Origin of the sequence: Thermomonospora echinospora (genome assembly GCF_900108175.1) — a bacterium.
In the GTDB taxonomy this organism is placed as follows: domain Bacteria; phylum Actinomycetota; class Actinomycetes; order Streptosporangiales; family Streptosporangiaceae; genus Thermomonospora; species Thermomonospora echinospora.
The window spans coordinates 1-18,821 of the sequence record NZ_FNVO01000007.1; the positions used below are offsets into that span (position 1 = coordinate 1).

Here is an 18,821-nt window from a genome sequence, read left to right on the forward strand (position 1 = left end):
GCGTCGATCAGATGGGCCAGACGACCGAAGAACCGTCCCGCCTCCCCCAACGCCTCGACGTTGTGCGGCTTACCCGCCAAAACAGCCGTGTGCGCGAACGCCGCCGCCACCGCCGTCTCCGTCGGCTCGGTCAACTCCAGCAGCCCCAACCCCCCGACCGCCTCCAACCGGGCCTGCCGCTCTACCGCCTTCCTCAGCACACTGGCATCAAAGCCCAGCGCCGAGCCGGTACGCGCCCCGGCAGCATCCCACCGATCCGCCATATGGCCCGCGCCCACCGCCACCAGCTTCCGGCCATACGCCTTGTCACGATCCACGATGTGATCACGAGTCTTGGCCGCCGCCAGCAACAACGACACCGCCGCCGCCAACCGCGCACCCTCGGACCTGGCATCCACCACATCCGCCGACCGCATCCCACGCAACGCACACGGACCCGCCTTACGATGCGGAGAACGCTCCGGATTCTGCGCCTCGGCCAACACCGACACCAACAACCCGTCATAGTTGGTGACCAACCGCGCCGCCTGCCCGTGCTCAGCACGCAACGTCAGACACAACCCGCACATGTGCGCCATCCACTCCTTGAACAGGGATCCGCACATGACATGACGGCACGGCCGCACGACTCCGAACATCGCAAACTCCCTCGCGTCCGCCCGCGCACGGAACGGGCGATCCCGGGCCGGCACTGGAGCTACCGGCACCTCCGCTCAGCGCGGTGCCGCTCCCTGGGACGCAGGGAAACGCGCAGCGGTTCGGCGCAGCCGATCATAAACCCGCACGACCCGCCCGCAACCGGTCTCACCCGGCGGACGCGAAGGAACCGGCCCCGCCCGTCCCGTGCCCCAGTCGGTTCCGGGCACGGGACGGGCGTTCGTTCACAGTCCCGCGCAGGCGAGGGCGCGACGGTAGGCGCCCAGGCGCGGGCCGTCGGCGGCGCCGGTCTCGCCGAGCAGCTCGGCCAGGTCGAACCACGCCTGGGCGGCCTCCCGCGAGGACTCCATCTCCTCCATGTGGGTGGCGGCCCGGGTGAGCACCTCGACGGCGTCCTCGGTCCGGCCGAGCCGCACGTACGCCTCGCCCAGCACGGTCAGCGCCCCCGCGCTGGCCCGGCGCGGCGAGTCGCCGAGCAGGTCCAGGGCCTCGTGGGTGAGCGTGACGGCGTCGGCGGGCCGGCCCAGCGCGGTCTCGGCGCGGGCCAGCTCGATCAGGCACAGCGCGACGTCGATCTCCCCGGCGGAGCTGGAGTTGATCTGCTCGCGGATGCGCAGCAGCAGCTCGCGGGCCTGTTCGGCCTGCTCGGGATGGGCCCGCAGCAGCAGCCCGGCGTAGACCATGCGCAGCCGGGACAGGTTGCGGGAGTCGTCCAGCACCCCCAGCAGCGGCAGCGCCCGCTCGGCCAGCGTCAGGCCCTCCTCGTAGTCGCCGCGCACCTCCGCGATGTAGGCGGCCTCCCAGTAGGCGGCCATCCGCGCCAGCGGACTGCCGATCCGCTCGGCCCGCGCGATGAGCTGCTCGGCGAGCTGGCGGGCCCGTACCAGGTCCCCGCGCTCGATGTAGGCGGCCAGCAGGGAGGAGCCCAGGTGCACCGCGCCGTCGGTGGACTCGGCCCCGGAGGCGACCAGCCGGCGCAGCGCCTCCTCGGCGACCTCCACACCGGCGCTGATGTCCCCGCGCTCGCGCAGGCAGCGGCTGAGCGCCACATGCACCTTGGCCCACTGCTCCAGGTCGGCCTCGGCGGAGGTCTCGGCGGTCAGCCGGCGCAGCTCGGCGATCGCCTCCTCCAGCGCCCCGGCCGCCTCCAGCGCCAGGGCGTGCCCCCAGCGCGCCTGCTGCAACAGCTCCGGCAGCGCCACCGCGTCGGTGTTGGCCAGCACGTCGGCGAACCGGGCGCGGGCCTCCTCCGCCGCGCCGTTCTGCAGCGCGATCTCGGCATAGTCCAAGGTCACCCGAAGCTCGTCGACGACCTCCTCGCTGACCCCGCTGACCAGGTAGGTCGCCGAGCAGTTGAGCTTGGCCGCCAGCAGCTCGATCACACTGGGCGCGGGCACCCGCTTGTCGCTCTCGATCAGCGAGATGTAGCTGTCGGACAGCTCGGGGTAGGCGAGCTGCGCCTGGCTGACACCCTGACGGATACGCAGCGCACGGATGCGCTGCCCGAGAGTTTCCTGACCGGCCACCACGAAACCCCTAACGTCATCACATGCGGGGGGACGCACATGATCCCGACTTCTCCCAGGTCCCCGAAACAGCGGAAGCACGATCCGCCCCACCGGATCGCTTCCGCATAGGTATCGCAGCGTATTCACCCCCGCCCCAGATGGCGAGGGGTCCACCCGCAGCGTGATACCGAACCGTGATGCGCGTCCCACCTGTAGAGACAAGCGGGCCCCGGCCTGTTCTACTGGGACCATGAGCGAGCCGGAGGCGCGCGGCGCGGACCTGGCCGAGGAACGCGCGGACCGAGGCACGAGGGAGTACGCGACGCGAGAACGCCACGCCTCACGGCCCGGCACGGGCGTGCAGGCAGGCACGCGCGAGCCGCTGGAGTGGCTGAACGCCCTGCCCGCGGGCGACGCCGAGCGCGAACTGCTGGCCTGCTGTGGGTCCCAGGCGTGGGCCGGCTCCGTGGCGGCCGGACGCCCGTACCGGGACGCGGCGGCGCTCAAGAACGCCTGTGACCGTGCGTTCAATGCACTGACCTGGGCGGACGTGGAGGAGGCGCTGGCCCGCCACCCCCGGATCGGTGACCGGCCCAGGGGCGTGGACCGCGCATCGGGCTGGTCACGGGGCGAACAGGCCGGGGTCCAGGGCGCCGACCGTCAGGTGATGCGCGCTCTACACGACGGCAACCTCGCCTATGAGGAGCGCTTCGGGCACGTGTTCCTGGTCTGCGCCACCGGCCTGACCGCCCGGCGGATGCTGGCCGCGCTGCGCGAGCGGCTCGGCAACGACGAGGCCGCCGAGCGCCGCACGGTCCGCGGCGAACTGCTAAAGATCACTCATCTGCGTCTCGACAAGCTCCTGGAGCGCCCTTGAGCCTGAGCACCCATGTCCTGGACACCCAGCGGGGCAGGCCCGCCGCGCGGGTGCCGGTCCGACTGGACCGTTACGACGGGCAGACCTGGCAGCCGCTGGCCGAGGCCCTGACCGGCGAGGACGGCCGGCTGGGCGACCTGCCCGGCGGCGGGGCGGAGTTGACGGCCGGGGTCCACCGGCTGCGGTTCGGCACCGGCCCCTACTTCGCCGGGCTGGGGGCCGAGACCTTCTACCCGGAGGTGAGCGTGATCTTCGAGATCACCGACCCGACCGAGCACTACCACGTGCCGCTGCTGGTCAGCCCGTACGGCTACACGACGTACCGGGGCAGCTAGATGGGGATCGTGCTGGGGCCCAACCGGTACGGCAAGGCCGAGACGCGGCTGGTGCGGGTCGTCCGTGACGGGGAGACCCACCACCTCAAGGACCTCAACGTCAGCGTGGCCCTATCGGGGGAGATGACCGAGGTCCACCTGAGCGGCGACAACGCCGCCGTGCTGCCCACCGACACGCAGAAGAACACCGTCTTCGCGCTGGCCCGCAAGCACGGGATCGGCTCCGCCGAGGCGTTCGCGCTGCTGCTGGCCCGGCACTTCGTGACCGCGCGGCCCACCGTCCACCGGGCCGTCGTGACCGTCGAGGAGTACGCCTGGGACCGGGTGCCGGTCACCGGCCACTCGTTCGTCCGCCGCGGCCAGGAAGTCCGCACCGCGCGGGTGCTCCACGAGGCCGGCCGGACGCACGTGGTCTCGGGGCTGCGCGACCTGACCGTCCTCAACTCCACCGCCTCGGAGTTCCGCGGCTTCGTCAGGGACGAGTACACGACGCTGGCCGAGACCGGCGACCGCGTCCTGGCGACCGACGTGCGGGCCGAGTGGCGGCATCGGGACGCCGACGGCGACTGGGAGTCCTCCTACGCCGAGACCCGGCGGATCCTGCTGGAGACGTTCGCCGGCACCTACAGCCGCTCGCTGCAGCAGACCCTCTACACGATGGGCCGCCGGGTGCTGGAGGAACGGCCCGAGCTCTGCGAGGTGCGGCTGGCGATGCCCAACAAGCACCACTTCGCGGTCGATCTGGAGCCGTTCGGCCTGGACAACCCCGGCGAGATCTTCTTCGCCGCCGACCGCCCGTACGGGCTGATCGAGGGAGCCGTCCTGCGCGATGACGCGCCCGCCGCCGATGAGGAGGTCTGGTCGTGACCGTCGAAGCGGCCCGCCGCGGCGGGGAGGCCCTGGGCGACAGCGCCCTGCGGCCGGACGGCGTGCTCAAGGTGACCGGGGAGTTCGCCTACTCCTCCGACCTGTGGGCCGACGACATGGTGTGGGGCGTGACGCTGCGCAGCCCCCATCCGCGCGCCCGGATCACCGGCATCGACGTCTCCGAGGCGCTGGCCGTCCCCGGCGTGCACGCGGTGCTGACCCACGAGGACGTCCCGGGCGAGAAGTTCTACGGGCTGGAGCACCACGACCAGCCGGTGCTGGCCATCGACCAGGTGCGCTACCAAGGCGAGCCGGTGGCGCTGGTGGCCGCCGACCACCCGGAGACCGCACGGCGGGCCCGTGACCGCATCCGGGTCGGCTACGAGGTGCTGGAGCCGCTCACCGACGCCCGCCGGGCCGCGCTGGACCCCTCGTACCCGAAGGTGCACGGCGACCGGAGCAACGTCGTGCGCCACCAGCCGATCCGGGTCGGCGACATGGCGCACGCCAGGCGGGTCGCCGAGGTCGTGGTGCGCGGCGAGTACGAGGTCGGCATGCAGGACCAGGCGTTCCTGGGCCCGGAGTCCGGCCTGGCGGTGCCCGCCGAGGACGGCGGCGTGGACCTGTTCGTCGCCACCCAGTGGCTGCACGTCGACCAGGAGCAGATCGCGCCGTGCCTGGGGCTGCCGACCGGCAGGGTACGGCTGACGCTGGCCGGGGTGGGCGGCGCGTTCGGCGCCCGCGAGGACCTGTCCATGCAGATCCACGCCTGCCTGCTGGCGCTGCGCACCGGACGTCCCGTCAAGATCGTGTACGGGCGGGAGGAGTCGTTCTTCGGCCACGTCCACCGGCATCCGGCGCGGCTGCGCTACGAGCACGGCGCCACCCGGGACGGGCGGCTGGTCTACGTGGACGCCGAGATCGTCCTGGACGGCGGCGCGTACGCCTCCAGCACCTCGGCGGTCGTGGGGAACGCGGCGTCGCTGGGCGTCGGCCCGTACGAGGTGCCCAACGTACGGCTCGACGCCTACGGGGTGTACACCAACAACCCGCCGTGCGGGGCGATGCGCGGGTTCGGGGCGGTGCAGGCGTGCTTCGCCTACGAGTCGCAGATGGACAAGGTCGCCGAGGCATGCGGGCTGGACCCGGTGGAGGTGCGGATCCGCAACGCCGTCGCGGAGGGCTCCCGGCTGGCCACCGGCCAGGTCATAGACATGCCCGCTCCGCTGGCCGCGATGCTGGAGGACGCGCGGGCCTTCCCCGCTCCCCCGCCCACCGGCACCGCCGACGTCCGCGACCTGCCCGGCGGGGTCTCCAACACCACCCACGGCGAGGGGGTACGGCGCGGCGTCGGCTACGCCGTCGGGATCAAGAACATCTGCTACTCGGAGGGCTTCGACGACCACTCCACCGCCCGGGTGCGACTGGAGACGGTGGGCGGCGAGCCGGCGGCGCTGGTGCACACGGCCGCGGCGGAGGTCGGGCAGGGGCTGGTCACCCTGCAGGCGCAGATCGCCCGCACCGAGCTGGGCGTCCGGCAGGTCACGGTGGCGCCCGCCGACACCGGTGTGGGCTCGGCCGGCTCCTCCAGCGCCTCCCGCCAGTCGTACATGACCGGGGGTGCGGTGCGGGCCGCCTGCGAGGCCGTCCGCGAGCGGGTGATCGAGCTCGCCGAGGAGCGGCTGGGCCGGTCCCTGCCCGGGGCGTCGCTGCACGACGGGCGGGTCGTCGCGGCCGACGGGCTCGCGGTGGCCTCGCTGGCCGAGGTGCTGGCCGGGCGGGCCGTCGAGGAGACCCGCGAGTTCCGCCACCGCCGCACCACCGCCCTGGACCCGCTGACCGGGCAGGGCGACTCGCACGTGCAGTTCGCGTTCTGCGTGCACCGGGCGGTGGTGGACGTGGATGTGGAGCTGGGGCTGGTCAAGGTGGTGGAACTGGCCGCCGTCCAAGACGTCGGCAGGATCCTCAACCCGCTGGCGCTGGAGGGGCAGATCCACGGCGGCAGCGCCCAGGGCCTGGGGCTGGCGCTGATGGAGGAGATCCAGGTCCGCGACGGGGTCGTGCGCAACCCCTCCTTCACCGACTACCTGATCCCCACGATCCTGGACATGCCGCCGATGCGCACGCGGATCCTGGAGAACGCCGACCCGCACGCCCCGTACGGGCTGCGAGGAGCCGGCGAGCCGCCCACGCTGTCGTCCACCCCGGCCATCGTGGCCGCGGTCAGGGACGCCACCGGCCGCCCTCTCACTCGTATCCCAGTGCGACCGGAGCACATTTCGTGCGGCTAACCTGATTCCGGACGTCGACGCGGACGGCCGGCTCCGACCGGGGCCGGGCCGTCCGCGTCTTGCTGTGCACGAGCATGATCGGAGAACTCCTCGATGACGGAGACCAAGACCGAGCCGGCGGCGACCCGCAGTCCGCTGGACCGGTTCTTCGACCTGAGCGGGCGGGGCACCACCGTCGGCCGGGAGGTCCGCGGCGGGATCACCACCTTCTTCGCGATGGCCTACATCATCCTGCTGAATCCGATCATCCTCGGCGGGGCCAAGGACATCACCGGGGCGACGCTGTCGATCCCGCAGCTGACCACGATGACGGCACTGTCGGCGGCGATCGCCACCATCATCATGGGGCTGGTCGGCAACGCCCCGCTGGCGCTGGCCGCCGGACTGGGCATCAACGCGGTGGTCGCCTACCAGGCCGCCCCGCAGATGACCTGGGCGCAGGCGATGGGCCTGGTGGTGCTGGAGGGCATAGTCATCGTGCTGCTGGCCCTCACCGGCGTGCGCGAGCGGATCATGAACTCGATCCCGCTGGCGCTCAAGCACGCCATCGCGGTCGGCATCGGCACCTTCATCGCGCTGATCGGCCTGGTGGACGCCGGCTTCGTCACCTCCGACCAGCCCAGCCCGCCGCTGACGCTGGGCACCGGCGGCACCCTGGCCACCTGGCCGGTGCTGGTGTTCGCGGTCGGGCTGCTGCTGATGATCGTGCTGTACACCCGGCGGGTGCCCGGCGCCATCCTGATCGGCATCGTGGTGGCCACCGTGCTGGCCGTCGCCATCGAGGCCAACGCCCGCATCCCGGACGGCGGCTGGGGCGTGGTCACCCCGAAGATGCCCGAGGACCTGCTGGCGGCCCCCGACTTCGGGCTGCTGTTCCAGGTGGACCTGTTCGGCGGCTTCGGCCGGGCCGGCTTCATCACCGCGCTGGTCGTGCTGTTCACCCTGGTGCTGTCGGGCTTCTTCGACGCGATGGGCACCATCCTGGGTATCAGCGACGAGGCCGGCCTGGTGGACGAGAAGGGCCGGGTGCCCCGGCTGGGCCGCATCCTGGCGGTGGACGGCCTGTCGGCCAGCCTGGGCGGCCTGACCAGTTCCTCGGCCAACACCGTCTACGTGGAGTCGGCCGCCGGCGTCGGCGAGGGCGCCCGCACCGGCCTGGCCAACCTCGTCACCGGGGCGCTGTTCGTCGGCACCCTGTTCCTGACACCGCTGGCCGCCGTGGTGCCCGCCCAGGCGGCGGCGCCCGCGCTGGTGCTGGTGGGCGCGCTGATGATGACCCAGGTCGCCAAGGTCGACTGGCGGGACCTGGACCTGGCCATCCCGGCCTTCCTGACCATCGTCATGATGCCGTTCACCTACTCGATCACCAACGGGATCGGCGCCGGGCTGGTGGTCTACACGCTGATCAAGGCCGGGCGCGGCAAGTGGCGCGAGGTGTACTACCCGCTGTGGATCGCCGCCGCGGTGTTCGCCGTCTACTTCGCCCTGCACCCCATCAGGGAGTTGCTGGGCGTAGGCTGATCTTTCTCATGTGTCGGCAGTGAATTTCGGTCCGAGGCCCCGGACGGGGCGACGCGAAGCCGCGCCCGGGTGTCAAATGGTCCCGAGGTGACGTAGGCAGAAGGCAGGCTTTGACCTTCGGGCGCGAAAGGCGTGGCAGTGGTCTCCGCAGCATCCCCCTCGGAATCCCCTCCGCCGCCGGCTCCGGCCGGTCACGTGCTGGTGGCTCCGGACAAGTTCAAGGGGTCGCTGAGCGCGCCCGAGGTCGCCCGCCGGCTGGCGGCCGGGCTGCGGCGGGCGCGACCGGCGGTGCCGATCGTGGAACTGCCCATCGCCGACGGCGGGGACGGCACCGCCGAGGCGGCCATCGCGGCCGGCTGGCGACGGGTCGAGGTGAAGGTCGCCGGCCCCACCGGGCAGCCGGTGACCGCCGCGCTGGCGATGAACGGCGGCACCGCCGTGGTGGAGATGGCCGAGGCGTCCGGGCTGCGGCTGCTGCCCGGCGGCCGGCCCGCGCCGCTGACGGCCACCAGCCTGGGCACCGGGCAGCTGGTGGCGCACGCGGTGCGGCTGGGGGCCCGCCGTGTCGTGCTCGGGCTGGGCGGCAGCGCCTGCACCGACGGCGGCGCCGGGCTGGTGCAGGGGCTGGGCGGGCGGCTGCTGGACGCCCTCGGCAAGGAGCTGCCGCCGGGTGGGGCGGCGCTACGCGGGCTGCACGCGCTGGACCTGCGCGCGATGACGGACCTGTCGAAGGTCGAGGTGATCATCGCCGGCGACGTGGACAACCCGCTGCTGGGCCGGACCGGGGCCGCCGCGGTGTACGGGCCGCAGAAGGGCGCCGGGCGCGAGGAGGTCCGGGTGCTGGAGGCAGGGCTGCGCCGCTGGGCCGACCTGGCCGAGGCGGCCTCCCGCCGGCCGGCCCGGGACCTGGCCGGGGCCGGGGCGGCCGGCGGGGTCGGCTTCGCCGCGCTGACGTTCCTGGGCGCCCGGATGCAGCCGGGCAGTTCGTTCATGCTGGATCTGCTGGGGTTCGCCGACCGGGCCCGGGGGGCGCGGCTGGTGATCACCGGTGAGGGTTCGCTGGACACCCAGACCCTGCGCGGCAAGGCACCGATCGGGGTGGCGCGGGCCGCCGCCCGGGCCGGGGTCCCGGTGATCGCGGTGGCCGGGCGGCGCGGGCTGACCGGCGAGCAACTGCGCCGCGCCCGTATCCAGGCCGCCTACGCGCTGACCGACATCGAGCCCGATGTGGAACGCTGCATCCGACAGGCGGGCCTGTTGCTGGAGCAGCTCACGGTGGCGATCGCCGACGAGTGGCTGCCGCCGGGCCGGGCCGCGGAGACCTGATGCACGAGCCGTACGACCTAGTGCTGCGCTCCCGCCGCGTCCTGGTCCCGGACGGGGAACGTTCCCTAGCGGTGTGCGTGCGCGGCGGGCGGATCGCGGCCCTGGAACCCCGCGACGCCGCGCTGCGGACGGTCCGGGACATCGACCTGGGCGAGGTGGCTCTGCTGCCGGGGCTGGTCGACACCCATGTGCACGTCAATGAGCCGGGCCGGACCGCGTGGGAGGGGTTCGCCAGCGCGACGCGGGCGGCGGCGGCCGGCGGCGTCACCACCCTGGTGGACATGCCGCTCAACTCCCTCCCGCCGACCGTCGGCACCGCCGAACTGGAGGTCAAGCGGGCGGCGGCGCGCGGGCGGGTCTTCGTGGACGTGGGGTTCTGGGCGGGCGCGGTGCCCGGCAACGTCCCGGCGCTGCGCGCGCTGCACGAGGCGGGCGTCCTGGGGTTCAAGTGCTTCACCGCCCCGTCCGGGGTGGCGGAGTTCCCCGCCCTGGACCCGGGCGGCGTCCGTGCCGCGATGACCGAGATCGCCTCCTTCGGCGGGATGCTGATCGTGCACGCCGAGGATCCCGCGCGGCTGTCGGAGCCGGCCGGCCCCGGATATCCCGAGTTCCTGGCCTCCCGGCCCGGCGCCGCCGAGGGCGCCGCCATCGCCATGGTCGCCGAGCTGAGCCGGGAGACCGGCTGCCGGGCGCACATCGTCCACCTGTCGGACGGCGGCGCCGTGCCCGCGCTGCGGCGGTGGCAGGGGCAGGGCGTGGCGATCAGCGCGGAGACCTGCCCGCACTACCTGACGTTGTCGGCCGAGGAGGTCCCGGCGGGGGCCACCGAGTTCAAGTGCTGCCCGCCGATCCGCGAGTCGGCCAACCGGGAACGGCTGTGGGGCGGGCTGGCCGAGGGCACGATCCGCTGTGTGGTCTCCGACCACTCCCCCTGCGCCCCGGAGCTCAAGCGGGGCGACTTCGCCACCGCCTGGGGCGGGATCTCCTCGCTTCAGCTCGGCCTGCCCGTGGTGTGGACGGCCGCGCGGGCCCGGGGGCACTCGCTCGCCGACGTGGTGCGCTGGATGGCGTCCGGCCCGGCGGACCTGGTGGGGCTGGCCGGCAAGGGGCGGATCGCCGTCGGCCATGACGCCGACCTGGTGGCGTTCGCGGCCGACGCGTCGTTCGTCGTGGATCCGGGGGCGCTGCACCACCGGCATCCGCTGACGCCGTACGCGGGACGGGAGCTGACCGGCGTGGTCCGCGGCACCTGGCTGCGCGGCGAGCCGGTCGATCCCGCGGGCGCCCCGCGCGGGCGGCTGCTGCCGGCCTGAGCCGTTCCCGGCAACGCCGGAACCGCCCGCCGCCATGGCCGGCCCGGACGCGCCGGCGGCGGGGCGTAGGCTGCTGGGCGAAGGCGCGATCCGCCGGGCGCGGCCGCCGGTGTGATTTACATCATGTCAGCAAGTAGCCGGATAAACGTACATGGTGTACATAGCCTGCGCGCCGCCCCCGGCCGCACCCTGGGGTCAGGCACAGCAGGTCATGACCACGGAGGACATGGTGAAGGTCGGCATCCCGCGGGAGATCAAGAATCACGAGTACCGGGTGGCCATCACCCCCGCGGGAGTGCACGAGCTCACCCGCCATCACCATGACGTCTTCGTCGAGCGGGGCGCCGGTCTCGGCTCGTCCATCACCGACGCCGAGTACACCGCGGCCGGGGCCAAGATCCTGGACTCCGCCGACGAGGTGTGGGGCGAGGCCGAGCTGGTGCTGAAGGTCAAGGAGCCGATCGCCGACGAGTACCACCGGATGCGGGCCGGGCAGACGCTGTTCACCTACCTGCACCTGGCCGCCTCCCGCTCCTGCACCGACGCGCTGCTGAAGGCGGGTGTGACCGCCGTCGCCTACGAGACCGTGCAGCTGCCGGACCGGTCGCTGCCGCTGCTGGCCCCGATGTCGGAGGTGGCCGGCCGGCTCGCCCCGCAGGTCGGCGCCTACAACCTGATGCGCTTCAACGGCGGGCGCGGGGTGCTGCCGGGCGGGGTGCCCGGCGTCGCCCCGGCCCGGGTGGTGGTGATCGGCGGTGGCGTGTCCGGGCTGAACGCCGCGCAGATCGCGGTGGGCATGGGCGCCGACGTGACGATCCTGGACGTCAACGTCGACCGGCTGCGCCACATCGACGCCATCTACCAGGGCCGGCTCAAGACGCTGGTGTCCAACGCCTACACCGTCGAGCAGCAGGTGGCCGGCGCCGACCTGGTGATCGGCGCGGTGCTGATCCCCGGCGCCAAGGCCCCGACGCTGGTGTCCAACGACCTGGTGGCCCGGATGAAGCCGGGCTCGGTGTTGGTGGACATCGCCATCGACCAGGGCGGATGCTTCGAGGACTCGCGGCCCACCACGCACGCCGACCCCACCTTCCAGGTGCACGAGTCGGTGTTCTACTGCGTGGCCAACATGCCGGGCTCGGTGCCGAACACCTCCACCTACGCCCTCACCAACGTGACCCTGCCGTACGCCGTGGCGATCGCGAACAAGGGCTGGCGGCAGGCCCTGCGCGACGACGCCGCGCTGGCGCGGGGCCTCAACACCCACGACGGCACGGTCACCTACGCCGAGGTCGCCGAGGCGCACGGCCTCGACCACGTCGGCGTGGACTCCGTGCTCGCCTGACGGGCGCCGTCCCGCCCGCGGTCCGCGACGGCCGGTCTCCTAGAGTGATCGGTCATGGGTGAGGTCATGGGTGAGATCGTCCTCCTTCGGCACGGCGAGACCGAGTGGAGCCGGGACAGGCGGCACACCGGGCGCACCGACCTTCCGCTGACCGGACACGGTGAGGAACAGGCCCGCGCGCTCGGGCCGCTGGTGGCGCGCCGGGACGTCGCCCGGACGTTCGGCAGTCCCGCGCTGCGGGCCCGGCGCACCGCGGAGCTGGCCGGGCTCGCCGTGGACGAGGTAGACCCCGACCTGTGGGAGTGGGACTACGGCGGCTACGAGGGCCTCACCAGCGCCGACATCCGCAGGGAACGGCCGGGGTGGTACCTGTGGGCCGATGGCGTGATCCCGGGGGACGCCGAGCATCCCGGCGAGTCGGTGGAGCGGGTCGGCGAACGCTGCGACGCCGTCCTGGCCCGCGTCCGCCCGTGGCTGGAGCGGGGGGACGTGGCGGTGGTCGCGCACGGTCATGTGCTACGTATCCTCACCGCCCGGTGGCTGGGCCTGGAGCCCGCGGCGGGCCGGCTGTTCGCGCTGCACACCGGGACGCTGTCCGCCCTCGGCACCGAGCACGGCCACCCGGTGATCACCTCCTGGAACGTCCCGGCCTGACGGTCAGCAGAGGGTCACCGTCCGGCCGGTCCCATACCCCCTGGGGGTTGAGTAACCTGGTGGCGAGCAGATCCACGAGGGGGAGGGCGAGACGACGATGGCGGCCAACGGGACTCCGACGCGCGGCTACACCGCGACCAAGGACCAGTTGCAGACCCGGCTGCGCCGGATCGAGGGCCAGGTCCGAGGCATCGAGCGCATGGTCGAGGAGGACCGGTACTGCATCGACGTCCTCACCCAGATCAGCGCGATCCAGGCGGCGCTGGACAAGGTGGCGCTGGGCCTGCTGGACGGCCATGTCCGGCACTGTGTGGCCGAGGGCGCCGAGGAGGGCAAGGCCGACCTGATGTCCACCGAGCTGATGGCCGCGGTGGGCCGGCTGATGCGGCGGGGCTGACCGGCCCGCCGTCCGCCCGCCCACCGGGCGGACGGCCCAGGCTGGGGCTCAGACTCACAACGGCTCAGGCTCAGGAGGCGATCTCCCAGCCCTTCAGCTCCTCGGTGTACTCGTGGATCAGCCGGCGCGCCCGCTTGGCGTCCGGGGAGTAGCGCAGCCGCGCAGGGATCACCTGGCTCCCCCGGTGCATCGCCTGTAGGGTCAGCGTCGCCGCCAGGTCGGAGGTCGGCAGGCCGGGCAGCCCGTACATGCGACGGGCCCAGCGCGGCAACGTGGACACCACCAGGGTGGCGACGCCGGGCGCGGCGAGCTTGAGCGGCGTGAACGGCAGCGGTACCGCCGGGTTGAACATCCGACGCAGCCCGTCTCTGGCGTCCTTGCAGGCCCAGATCCTGGACCGCATCTGCGCGTAGTAGTCCTTCATTTCGGCCACCGTGGCGGGCACGTCCACCGGGTCCAGGCCGACGACCTGGGCGGCGCGGCGCTGTTCGTCCACGAAGCGGTCGGCGTCGGCGTCGCTCAGCCCGACCCCGGCGCGGCGGGCGATGTCCAGGTAGGAGTCGACCTCGCCCATGTGCACCCACAGCAGGTTCTCCGGGTCGTCCACCTGGAAGAGCTCGCCGGTGCGCAGGTCGAGCCCCTCCAGCTTGGAGTGCAGCTTGCGGACGCGGCGGCCGACCCGTTCGACCTCCTCCAGCGAGCCGTAGGTGCGCACCCGGACGAACTCGATGGTGCGGCCGAGCCGCTGCCAGGCGGCCCGCGGGTCCATCAGCTCGGAGTTCTGGGCGGTGCCCCACATGGTGCGCGGGTGCAGCGCCTGCAGCAGCAGGGCGCGGAAGCCGCCGATCATCAGCACCGGCTCGCCCATGACCCGCCAGGTCACCGAGTCAGGGCCGAACAGACCGAAGTCCTCCTCGCCGGTCCCGTCCGGCGCACGGTCCCAGGTACGCACCGTGTCCATGTCGTGGACCTTGCCCATGTCGCCACCTCGCCCTGTCGTCCACCGCCGCGGGTGTAACTAATAACTTACTTCCCTGTCATGACCCAGATCACACCACGTTAGGCCTGACACACGTTTTACCAGGACAAATCACCCAAAGCGAGACAGCGGCGGGTAAAGTTCAGCCGGCGGCTCCGGCCCGGCCGACCTCTTCGACCTCCTGGTCTTCTTCCTGGTCGGCCTCTTGATCGGCCTCCTGGTCGGACTCCTCGGCCGCGGGCTCCGCGGCGGTCTGGTCGCTGACCCAGCGCAGGTAGTCGCCGCTGCCGGCGACCACCGGAGTGGCGATGATCTCGGGGGTGTCGTAGGAGTGCAGCTCGGTGATCAGCGCCGCCAGCTCCTCGAAGCTGTCGGCGGTGGTCTTGAACACCACCATCCACTCCTCGGCCACCTCCATCTCGCCCTCCCACCAGTAGGTGCTGGCGATCGGGCCGACGAGCTGCGCGCAGGCCGCCAGGCGCTCCCGCACGGCGGACTTGCCGAGAGTGGCCGCCTCCTGCCGCGAATCGGTCGTCGTGGTCACCTGTACGTACGCCTGGGGCATGCCGGGCTCCTTCCCCCAAGCGCCGATCGTAGTCCTGAGAGTCCGGTCACCGCGTGGGCCTGACCACCAAAGCGCTGCCCCCGTGTCTGCGGACCGGTTCGGCCACCGCCTGCACCAGCCCCGGGCGCAGGAACTCCAGCGCGGTGGCGGCGCCGATCTGGCCCGGCGGCGGGCCGGGGAAGAGCGCCAGGTCGTGGCCCATGGCCTCCAGCTCCGCCTCGTACTGCCGCAGGAAGGCCTCCTCGGCCAGGGTCTGCCCGGTGTTGCGCTGGGTGGCGCGCGGGGCGGCCACCGCGGCGGGCAGGTCCATGCCCAGGTCGATCCGGTTGAGCAGGATCTGCAGCACGGTGGTGATGATGGTCGAGCCGCCCGGTGAGCCCAAGGCCAACAGCGGGCGGCCGTCACGGAGCACGATGGTGGGCGCCATGCTGCTGCGCGGGCGCTTGCCGGGGCCGGGCAGGTTCGGGTCGGGGGCGGCGCCGGGCGGCGGCGGGGCCAGGGAGAAGTCGGTCAGCTCGTTGTTGAGCAGGAAGCCGCGGCCGGGCACGGTCAGCCCGCTGCCGCCGAACTGCTCGATGGTGACGTTGTAGGCGACGACGTTGCCCCACTTGTCGGCGACCACCAGATGGGTGGTCTGCGGCCCCTCGTAGGTCAGGCGTTCCCCGTCGCCGCGGGCGGGCTCGCATCGCCGGTAGTCGCCGTCGGGCGAGCCGGGCGGCACCGGGCTGACGGCCGCCTTGTCCGGGTCGATGAGGCAGGCCCGCTCGCGCGCGAACCCGCGCGACAGCAGCTCACGCAGTGGGACGTCCACGTGGTCGGAGTCGCCGACGTAGCGCCCGCGGTCGGCGTACGCCAGCCGGGACGCCTCCAGGTAGTAGTGCAGGGCCTGGACGCGGTCCTTCTTGCTCAGCCGGAAGTTGCCGAGGATGTTGAGCGCCTCGCCGACCGTGGATCCGCCGGAGGACGGCGGCGCCATCCCGTACACCTCCAGCCCCCGATAGCTCACCCGCGTGGGCGGGCGCAGCGGCGCCCGGTAGCGGGCCAGGTCGCCGGTCTCCATCAGGCCCGGCCGGACGTTGCGGGTGGCGGCGGAGTCCACGGGCGGCTTCTTGACCGTGCGCACGATCTCCCGGCTCAGTTCGCCCCGGTAGAACCAGTCGGGGCCGCGCTGGGCGAGCGTGCGGTAGGTGTGGGCCAGGTCGGGGTTGCGGAAGACCGACCCGACCGGGCGGGGACTGCCGCCGGGCAGGAACAGCTCCCGGGTCGGTGGGATGTCGGCGAACCGGTCGGCGTTGACCGCGGTCTGGTCGTAGAACTCCTGGTCGACCACGAACCCCCGCTCGGCCACCCGGATCGCCGGCTGCAGCAGCGTGCCGAGCCGCCGGGTGCCGAAGCGGTCCAGGATCTGCTCCCACTGGGCGACCGTGCCCGGCACGCCCACCGACAGCCCGCTGGTGACGGCCTCGGAGAACGGGATGGCCTGGCCGGTCGCCGGGTCGACGAAGGACCGCTCGTGCATCCTGGCGGGCGCCGTCTCACGGCCGTCCACCGTGTGGACGCGGCGCGTCCGGGCGTCGTAGTAGGTGAAGAAGCCGCCGCCGCCGAGCGCGGCCACATAGGGCTCGGTCACCCCCAGGGTCGCCGCCGCCGCGACCGCCGCGTCGGCCGCGTTGCCGCCACGTTCGAGCACCTCGATGGCGGTACGGCTGGCGTCCAGGTCCACGGTGGCGACCGCGCCGCCGTATCCGGTCGCCACCGCCCGTTGCTGCCCCTGCCCCATCAGGGCCACGGCAGGGGCGGCCCCGGCGGGACCGGGGACCAGCAGCGGCAGCCCGGCGATCAGCGCACCGGCGAGCGCGAGACGGCGCGGCGGGCCGGGCAGCAGGCGGGCGCGCGGCCCGTGGGGCGGGCGTTCACGCGACCGGTCGGACGGCAGGACGAAGGGCACGGCACCTCCAGAGCGGACATCCGCCCCCACCGTCTCACCTATCCCGGCACCCGACCAGGGGGGCGGCCACACCCGGTCGGCGATAGGCCCCGCCATGCCCCCTTTACAACGATTTATGAAGGATCGATTGCCCTTTTCCCAAGATTTGGACATTCTTTGGTGCTCAAAGCCCGGGACCACCCCGCGAGGCGCGGCACCCGCCGGTCGCCACCCCCAGCCGACGTGCGGCGGGCCCCCGAACATGGAGACGCCCATGCGCAACGACCTGCTGCGGCGGCTGCCGGTGGAACAGACGACCCCCCAGGACTACGGCGGCGGCCGGCACCGGCTGCGGGTCGTCTACCGGCGACGCGACCTGGTGATCCTCGGGCTGGGCGTGATGATCGGCGCGGGCATCTTCCGGATCGCGGGGGTGCAGGCGGCCACCATGGCGGGTCCTGCCGTGATCGTGTCGTTCGTGATCGCCGGCGTGGTGTGCCTGCTGGCCGCGCTGTGCTTCGCCGAGTTGTCGTCAGCCGTGCCGGTCGCCGGCAGCGCCTACTCCTTCGGCTACGTCGCCTTCGGCGAGCTGTGGGCCTGGTTCATCGGCTGGGCCCTGATCCTGGAACTGCTGCTGGCCGCCTCCGTGGTGGCGCGCGCCTGGTCGCTGATCACCGCCCAAACGCTGCACGACTTCGGCGTGGGCGTGCCGTCCTGGCTGGCGGGGGTGATCGGCCAGGAACGGGGCTTCGACATGCTGGCCCTGGGCATCCTGATGCTGCTGATCGGGGTGCTGGCCACCGGCGGCCGGCTGGGGCTGCGCACGCTGTGGTTCATGGTGCTGGCCAAGCTCATCGTGATCGGGCTGGTCATCGCCGGGGGCCTGCGCTTCTTCGACGCCGGCAACCTGCGCCCGTTCGTCCCCGACGAGCGGCCGGCCGGCGCCGGGGGCGGGCAGACGGTGCTGGACGCGCTGCTGGGCGGCACCCCGCAGGCGTTCGGGGTGTGGGGCATCCTGGCCGCCGCCCCGCCCATCGTCTTCGCCTATATCGGCTTCGATCTGATCGCCACCAGCGCCGAGGAGACCGAGGACGCCCCGCGCAACGTGCCGCGGGGAATGCTGGCCAGCCTGGGGATCGCGATCGTGCTGTACCTGGGCGTCGCGGTGGCGCTGGTCGGCATGATCTCCTACCGCGAGCTGGACCCGGCCAGGGCGCCGCTCGCCCAGGCCTTCACCGAGGTGGGCGGCGAGTCGATGGGCCGGGTCATCGATATCGGCGCGGTGCTCGGGCTGACCACGGTGATCCTCGTGCTGCTGGTCAGCCTGACCCGGGTGGTGTTCTCCATGGCCCGCGACGGCCTGCTGCCCAGCGGGCTGGCGACGATCGGCCGCTACCAGGTGCCCAGCCGGGCGACGCTGGTGGCCGGCGGCGCGGCCATCGTGCTGTCGCAGACGGTCAACGTGCTGACGCTGGAGCAGATGGTGGTGATCGGCACGCTGTTCGCGTTCCTGGCGGTGTCGGCCGCGGTGCCGGCGCTGCGCCGGGCGCGCCCCGACCTGGAGCGGCCGTTCCGGGTGCGGGGCGGGCTCACCGTGCCGCTGCTGGCGATCGTGGCCATCGGCTGGCTGATGCTCAACCTCCAGGTGCGGACCTGGAGCTACTTCGGCCTGTGGATGCTGGGGGGCCTCCTTCTCTACTTGGCCTATGGCCGGCGCCACAGCCGCCTGCGCCAGTACCACGACCGGCAGCCTCCGGCCGCCCCACAGCCCGCTCCCCCGCCGGATCGCTCTCCGTTCAACGTCCCGCCCGTGACCCCCCGGGTCGGGGGCCGCCCTTACGGCCGAGAGCAGCACCGCTCCGGGAGCGGCACCCACAGTGGTCCCCAGCCTTATCTCCAGGGCAAGGCTCGTCCCCACGTTCCAGGCGGTCCGCCTGCGGGACACGGGGATCAGCCGTATCCGGAACACGGTGACCGGCGTCACTCACAGCAGGCCGCACCGCCCTACTCCCAGGGCGGGCCAGGGCACTACTCCCGTGGCGAAACCGGGACCTACTCCCAGAACACCGGGCAGCCCCGTCCTCGGCGGGAGGACCCGCAGGGTTACCGTCCCTGGGGTCCACGTCCCTACATCCAGGGCGGCGCAGTGCCCTATCCCGAGGAGTGGACTCCACAGCCCCAGCGCCCGGACGAGGACCGGCCCTCTACGGGCGAGGACCCCGACGAGCGGTGGCACGGAGGACACCACCGCCGCTGAAC

General features: G+C 72.9%; 16 protein-coding genes. 11 read left to right on the forward strand and 5 right to left on the reverse strand.

The genetic code is table 11. From position 1 onward, the window contains the following. Positions 1–638 (reverse strand): DUF5685 family protein (locus tag C4U03_RS17480; RefSeq protein WP_235017934.1); only part of this gene is annotated, 638 nt, incomplete at its 3' end. A 243-nt stretch (positions 639–881) separates the two neighbouring features. Further along, positions 882–2,183: a helix-turn-helix domain-containing protein gene (locus C4U03_RS17485; RefSeq protein ID WP_235017935.1), complete on the reverse strand. Its 1,302-nt coding sequence runs from the start codon at positions 2,181–2,183 to the stop codon at positions 882–884. Between the two features lie 232 nt (positions 2,184–2,415). Between C4U03_RS17485 and uraD the strand changes: the two genes are divergently transcribed. The 10 genes from uraD (at position 2,416) to C4U03_RS17535 (ending at position 13,091) form a co-directional block, all read left to right on the forward strand. Beyond that, entirely contained in the window at positions 2,416–3,042 is a 627-nt protein-coding gene (gene uraD, locus C4U03_RS17490; protein WP_103938871.1) for a 2-oxo-4-hydroxy-4-carboxy-5-ureidoimidazoline decarboxylase, read from the forward strand. Further along, positions 3,039–3,377 (forward strand): hydroxyisourate hydrolase, encoded by a 339-nt coding sequence (gene uraH, locus C4U03_RS17495; protein ID WP_103938872.1) that lies wholly within the window; start codon positions 3,039–3,041, stop codon positions 3,375–3,377. Before uraD ends, uraH begins: the two co-directional genes overlap by 4 nt. Next, positions 3,378–4,244: a factor-independent urate hydroxylase gene (gene pucL / locus C4U03_RS17500; RefSeq protein ID WP_103938873.1), complete on the forward strand. Its 867-nt coding sequence runs from the start codon at positions 3,378–3,380 to the stop codon at positions 4,242–4,244. Beyond that, a complete protein-coding gene (gene pucD, locus C4U03_RS17505) occupies positions 4,235–6,535 on the forward strand; it encodes a xanthine dehydrogenase subunit D (RefSeq protein ID WP_200827316.1) in 2,301 nt (766 codons plus the stop codon). The genes pucL and pucD overlap by 10 nt, the downstream gene beginning before the upstream one ends. Positions 6,536–6,628: 93 nt before the next feature. Further along, a complete protein-coding gene (locus C4U03_RS17510; protein WP_103938874.1) occupies positions 6,629–8,056 on the forward strand; it encodes an NCS2 family permease in 1,428 nt (475 codons plus the stop codon). A gap of 195 nt (positions 8,057–8,251) precedes the next feature. Then, entirely contained in the window at positions 8,252–9,382 is a 1,131-nt protein-coding gene (locus C4U03_RS17515) for a glycerate kinase (RefSeq protein WP_103938875.1), read from the forward strand. Beyond that, positions 9,382–10,695, forward strand: coding sequence for an allantoinase AllB (gene allB, locus C4U03_RS17520; RefSeq protein ID WP_200827298.1), 1,314 nt, complete (start codon positions 9,382–9,384; stop codon positions 10,693–10,695). Before C4U03_RS17515 ends, allB begins: the two co-directional genes overlap by 1 nt. Before the next feature lie 229 nt (positions 10,696–10,924). Continuing rightward, positions 10,925–12,040: an alanine dehydrogenase gene (gene ald, locus C4U03_RS17525; protein WP_103939134.1), complete on the forward strand. Its 1,116-nt coding sequence runs from the start codon at positions 10,925–10,927 to the stop codon at positions 12,038–12,040. 66 nt (positions 12,041–12,106) lie between these two features. Beyond that, a complete protein-coding gene (locus C4U03_RS17530; protein ID WP_103939135.1) occupies positions 12,107–12,694 on the forward strand; it encodes a histidine phosphatase family protein in 588 nt (195 codons plus the stop codon). A gap of 97 nt (positions 12,695–12,791) precedes the next feature. Then, entirely contained in the window at positions 12,792–13,091 is a 300-nt protein-coding gene (locus C4U03_RS17535; RefSeq protein WP_103938876.1) for a metal-sensitive transcriptional regulator, read from the forward strand. Positions 13,092–13,161: 70 nt separating this feature from the next. Here C4U03_RS17535 and C4U03_RS17540 read toward each other — a convergent pair whose 3' ends face one another. The 3 genes from C4U03_RS17540 to ggt form a co-directional block, all read right to left on the reverse strand. Further along, positions 13,162–14,070: an oxygenase MpaB family protein gene (locus C4U03_RS17540; protein ID WP_103938877.1), complete on the reverse strand. Its 909-nt coding sequence runs from the start codon at positions 14,068–14,070 to the stop codon at positions 13,162–13,164. Between the two features lie 142 nt (positions 14,071–14,212). After that, positions 14,213–14,635, reverse strand: coding sequence for a divalent-cation tolerance protein CutA (gene cutA / locus C4U03_RS17545; protein ID WP_103938878.1), 423 nt, complete (start codon positions 14,633–14,635; stop codon positions 14,213–14,215). A 46-nt stretch (positions 14,636–14,681) separates the two neighbouring features. Then, positions 14,682–16,583: a gamma-glutamyltransferase gene (ggt, locus tag C4U03_RS17550; protein ID WP_327373021.1), complete on the reverse strand. Its 1,902-nt coding sequence runs from the start codon at positions 16,581–16,583 to the stop codon at positions 14,682–14,684. Between the two features lie 253 nt (positions 16,584–16,836). Here ggt and C4U03_RS17555 point away from each other — a divergent pair, with 253 nt between their 5' ends. Further along, positions 16,837–18,819 carry an amino acid permease gene (locus tag C4U03_RS17555; protein WP_103938879.1) on the forward strand — a complete coding sequence of 661 codons (1,983 nt, stop codon included), beginning with the start codon at positions 16,837–16,839 and terminating at the stop codon, positions 18,817–18,819. Positions 18,820–18,821 lie beyond the last annotated feature (2 nt).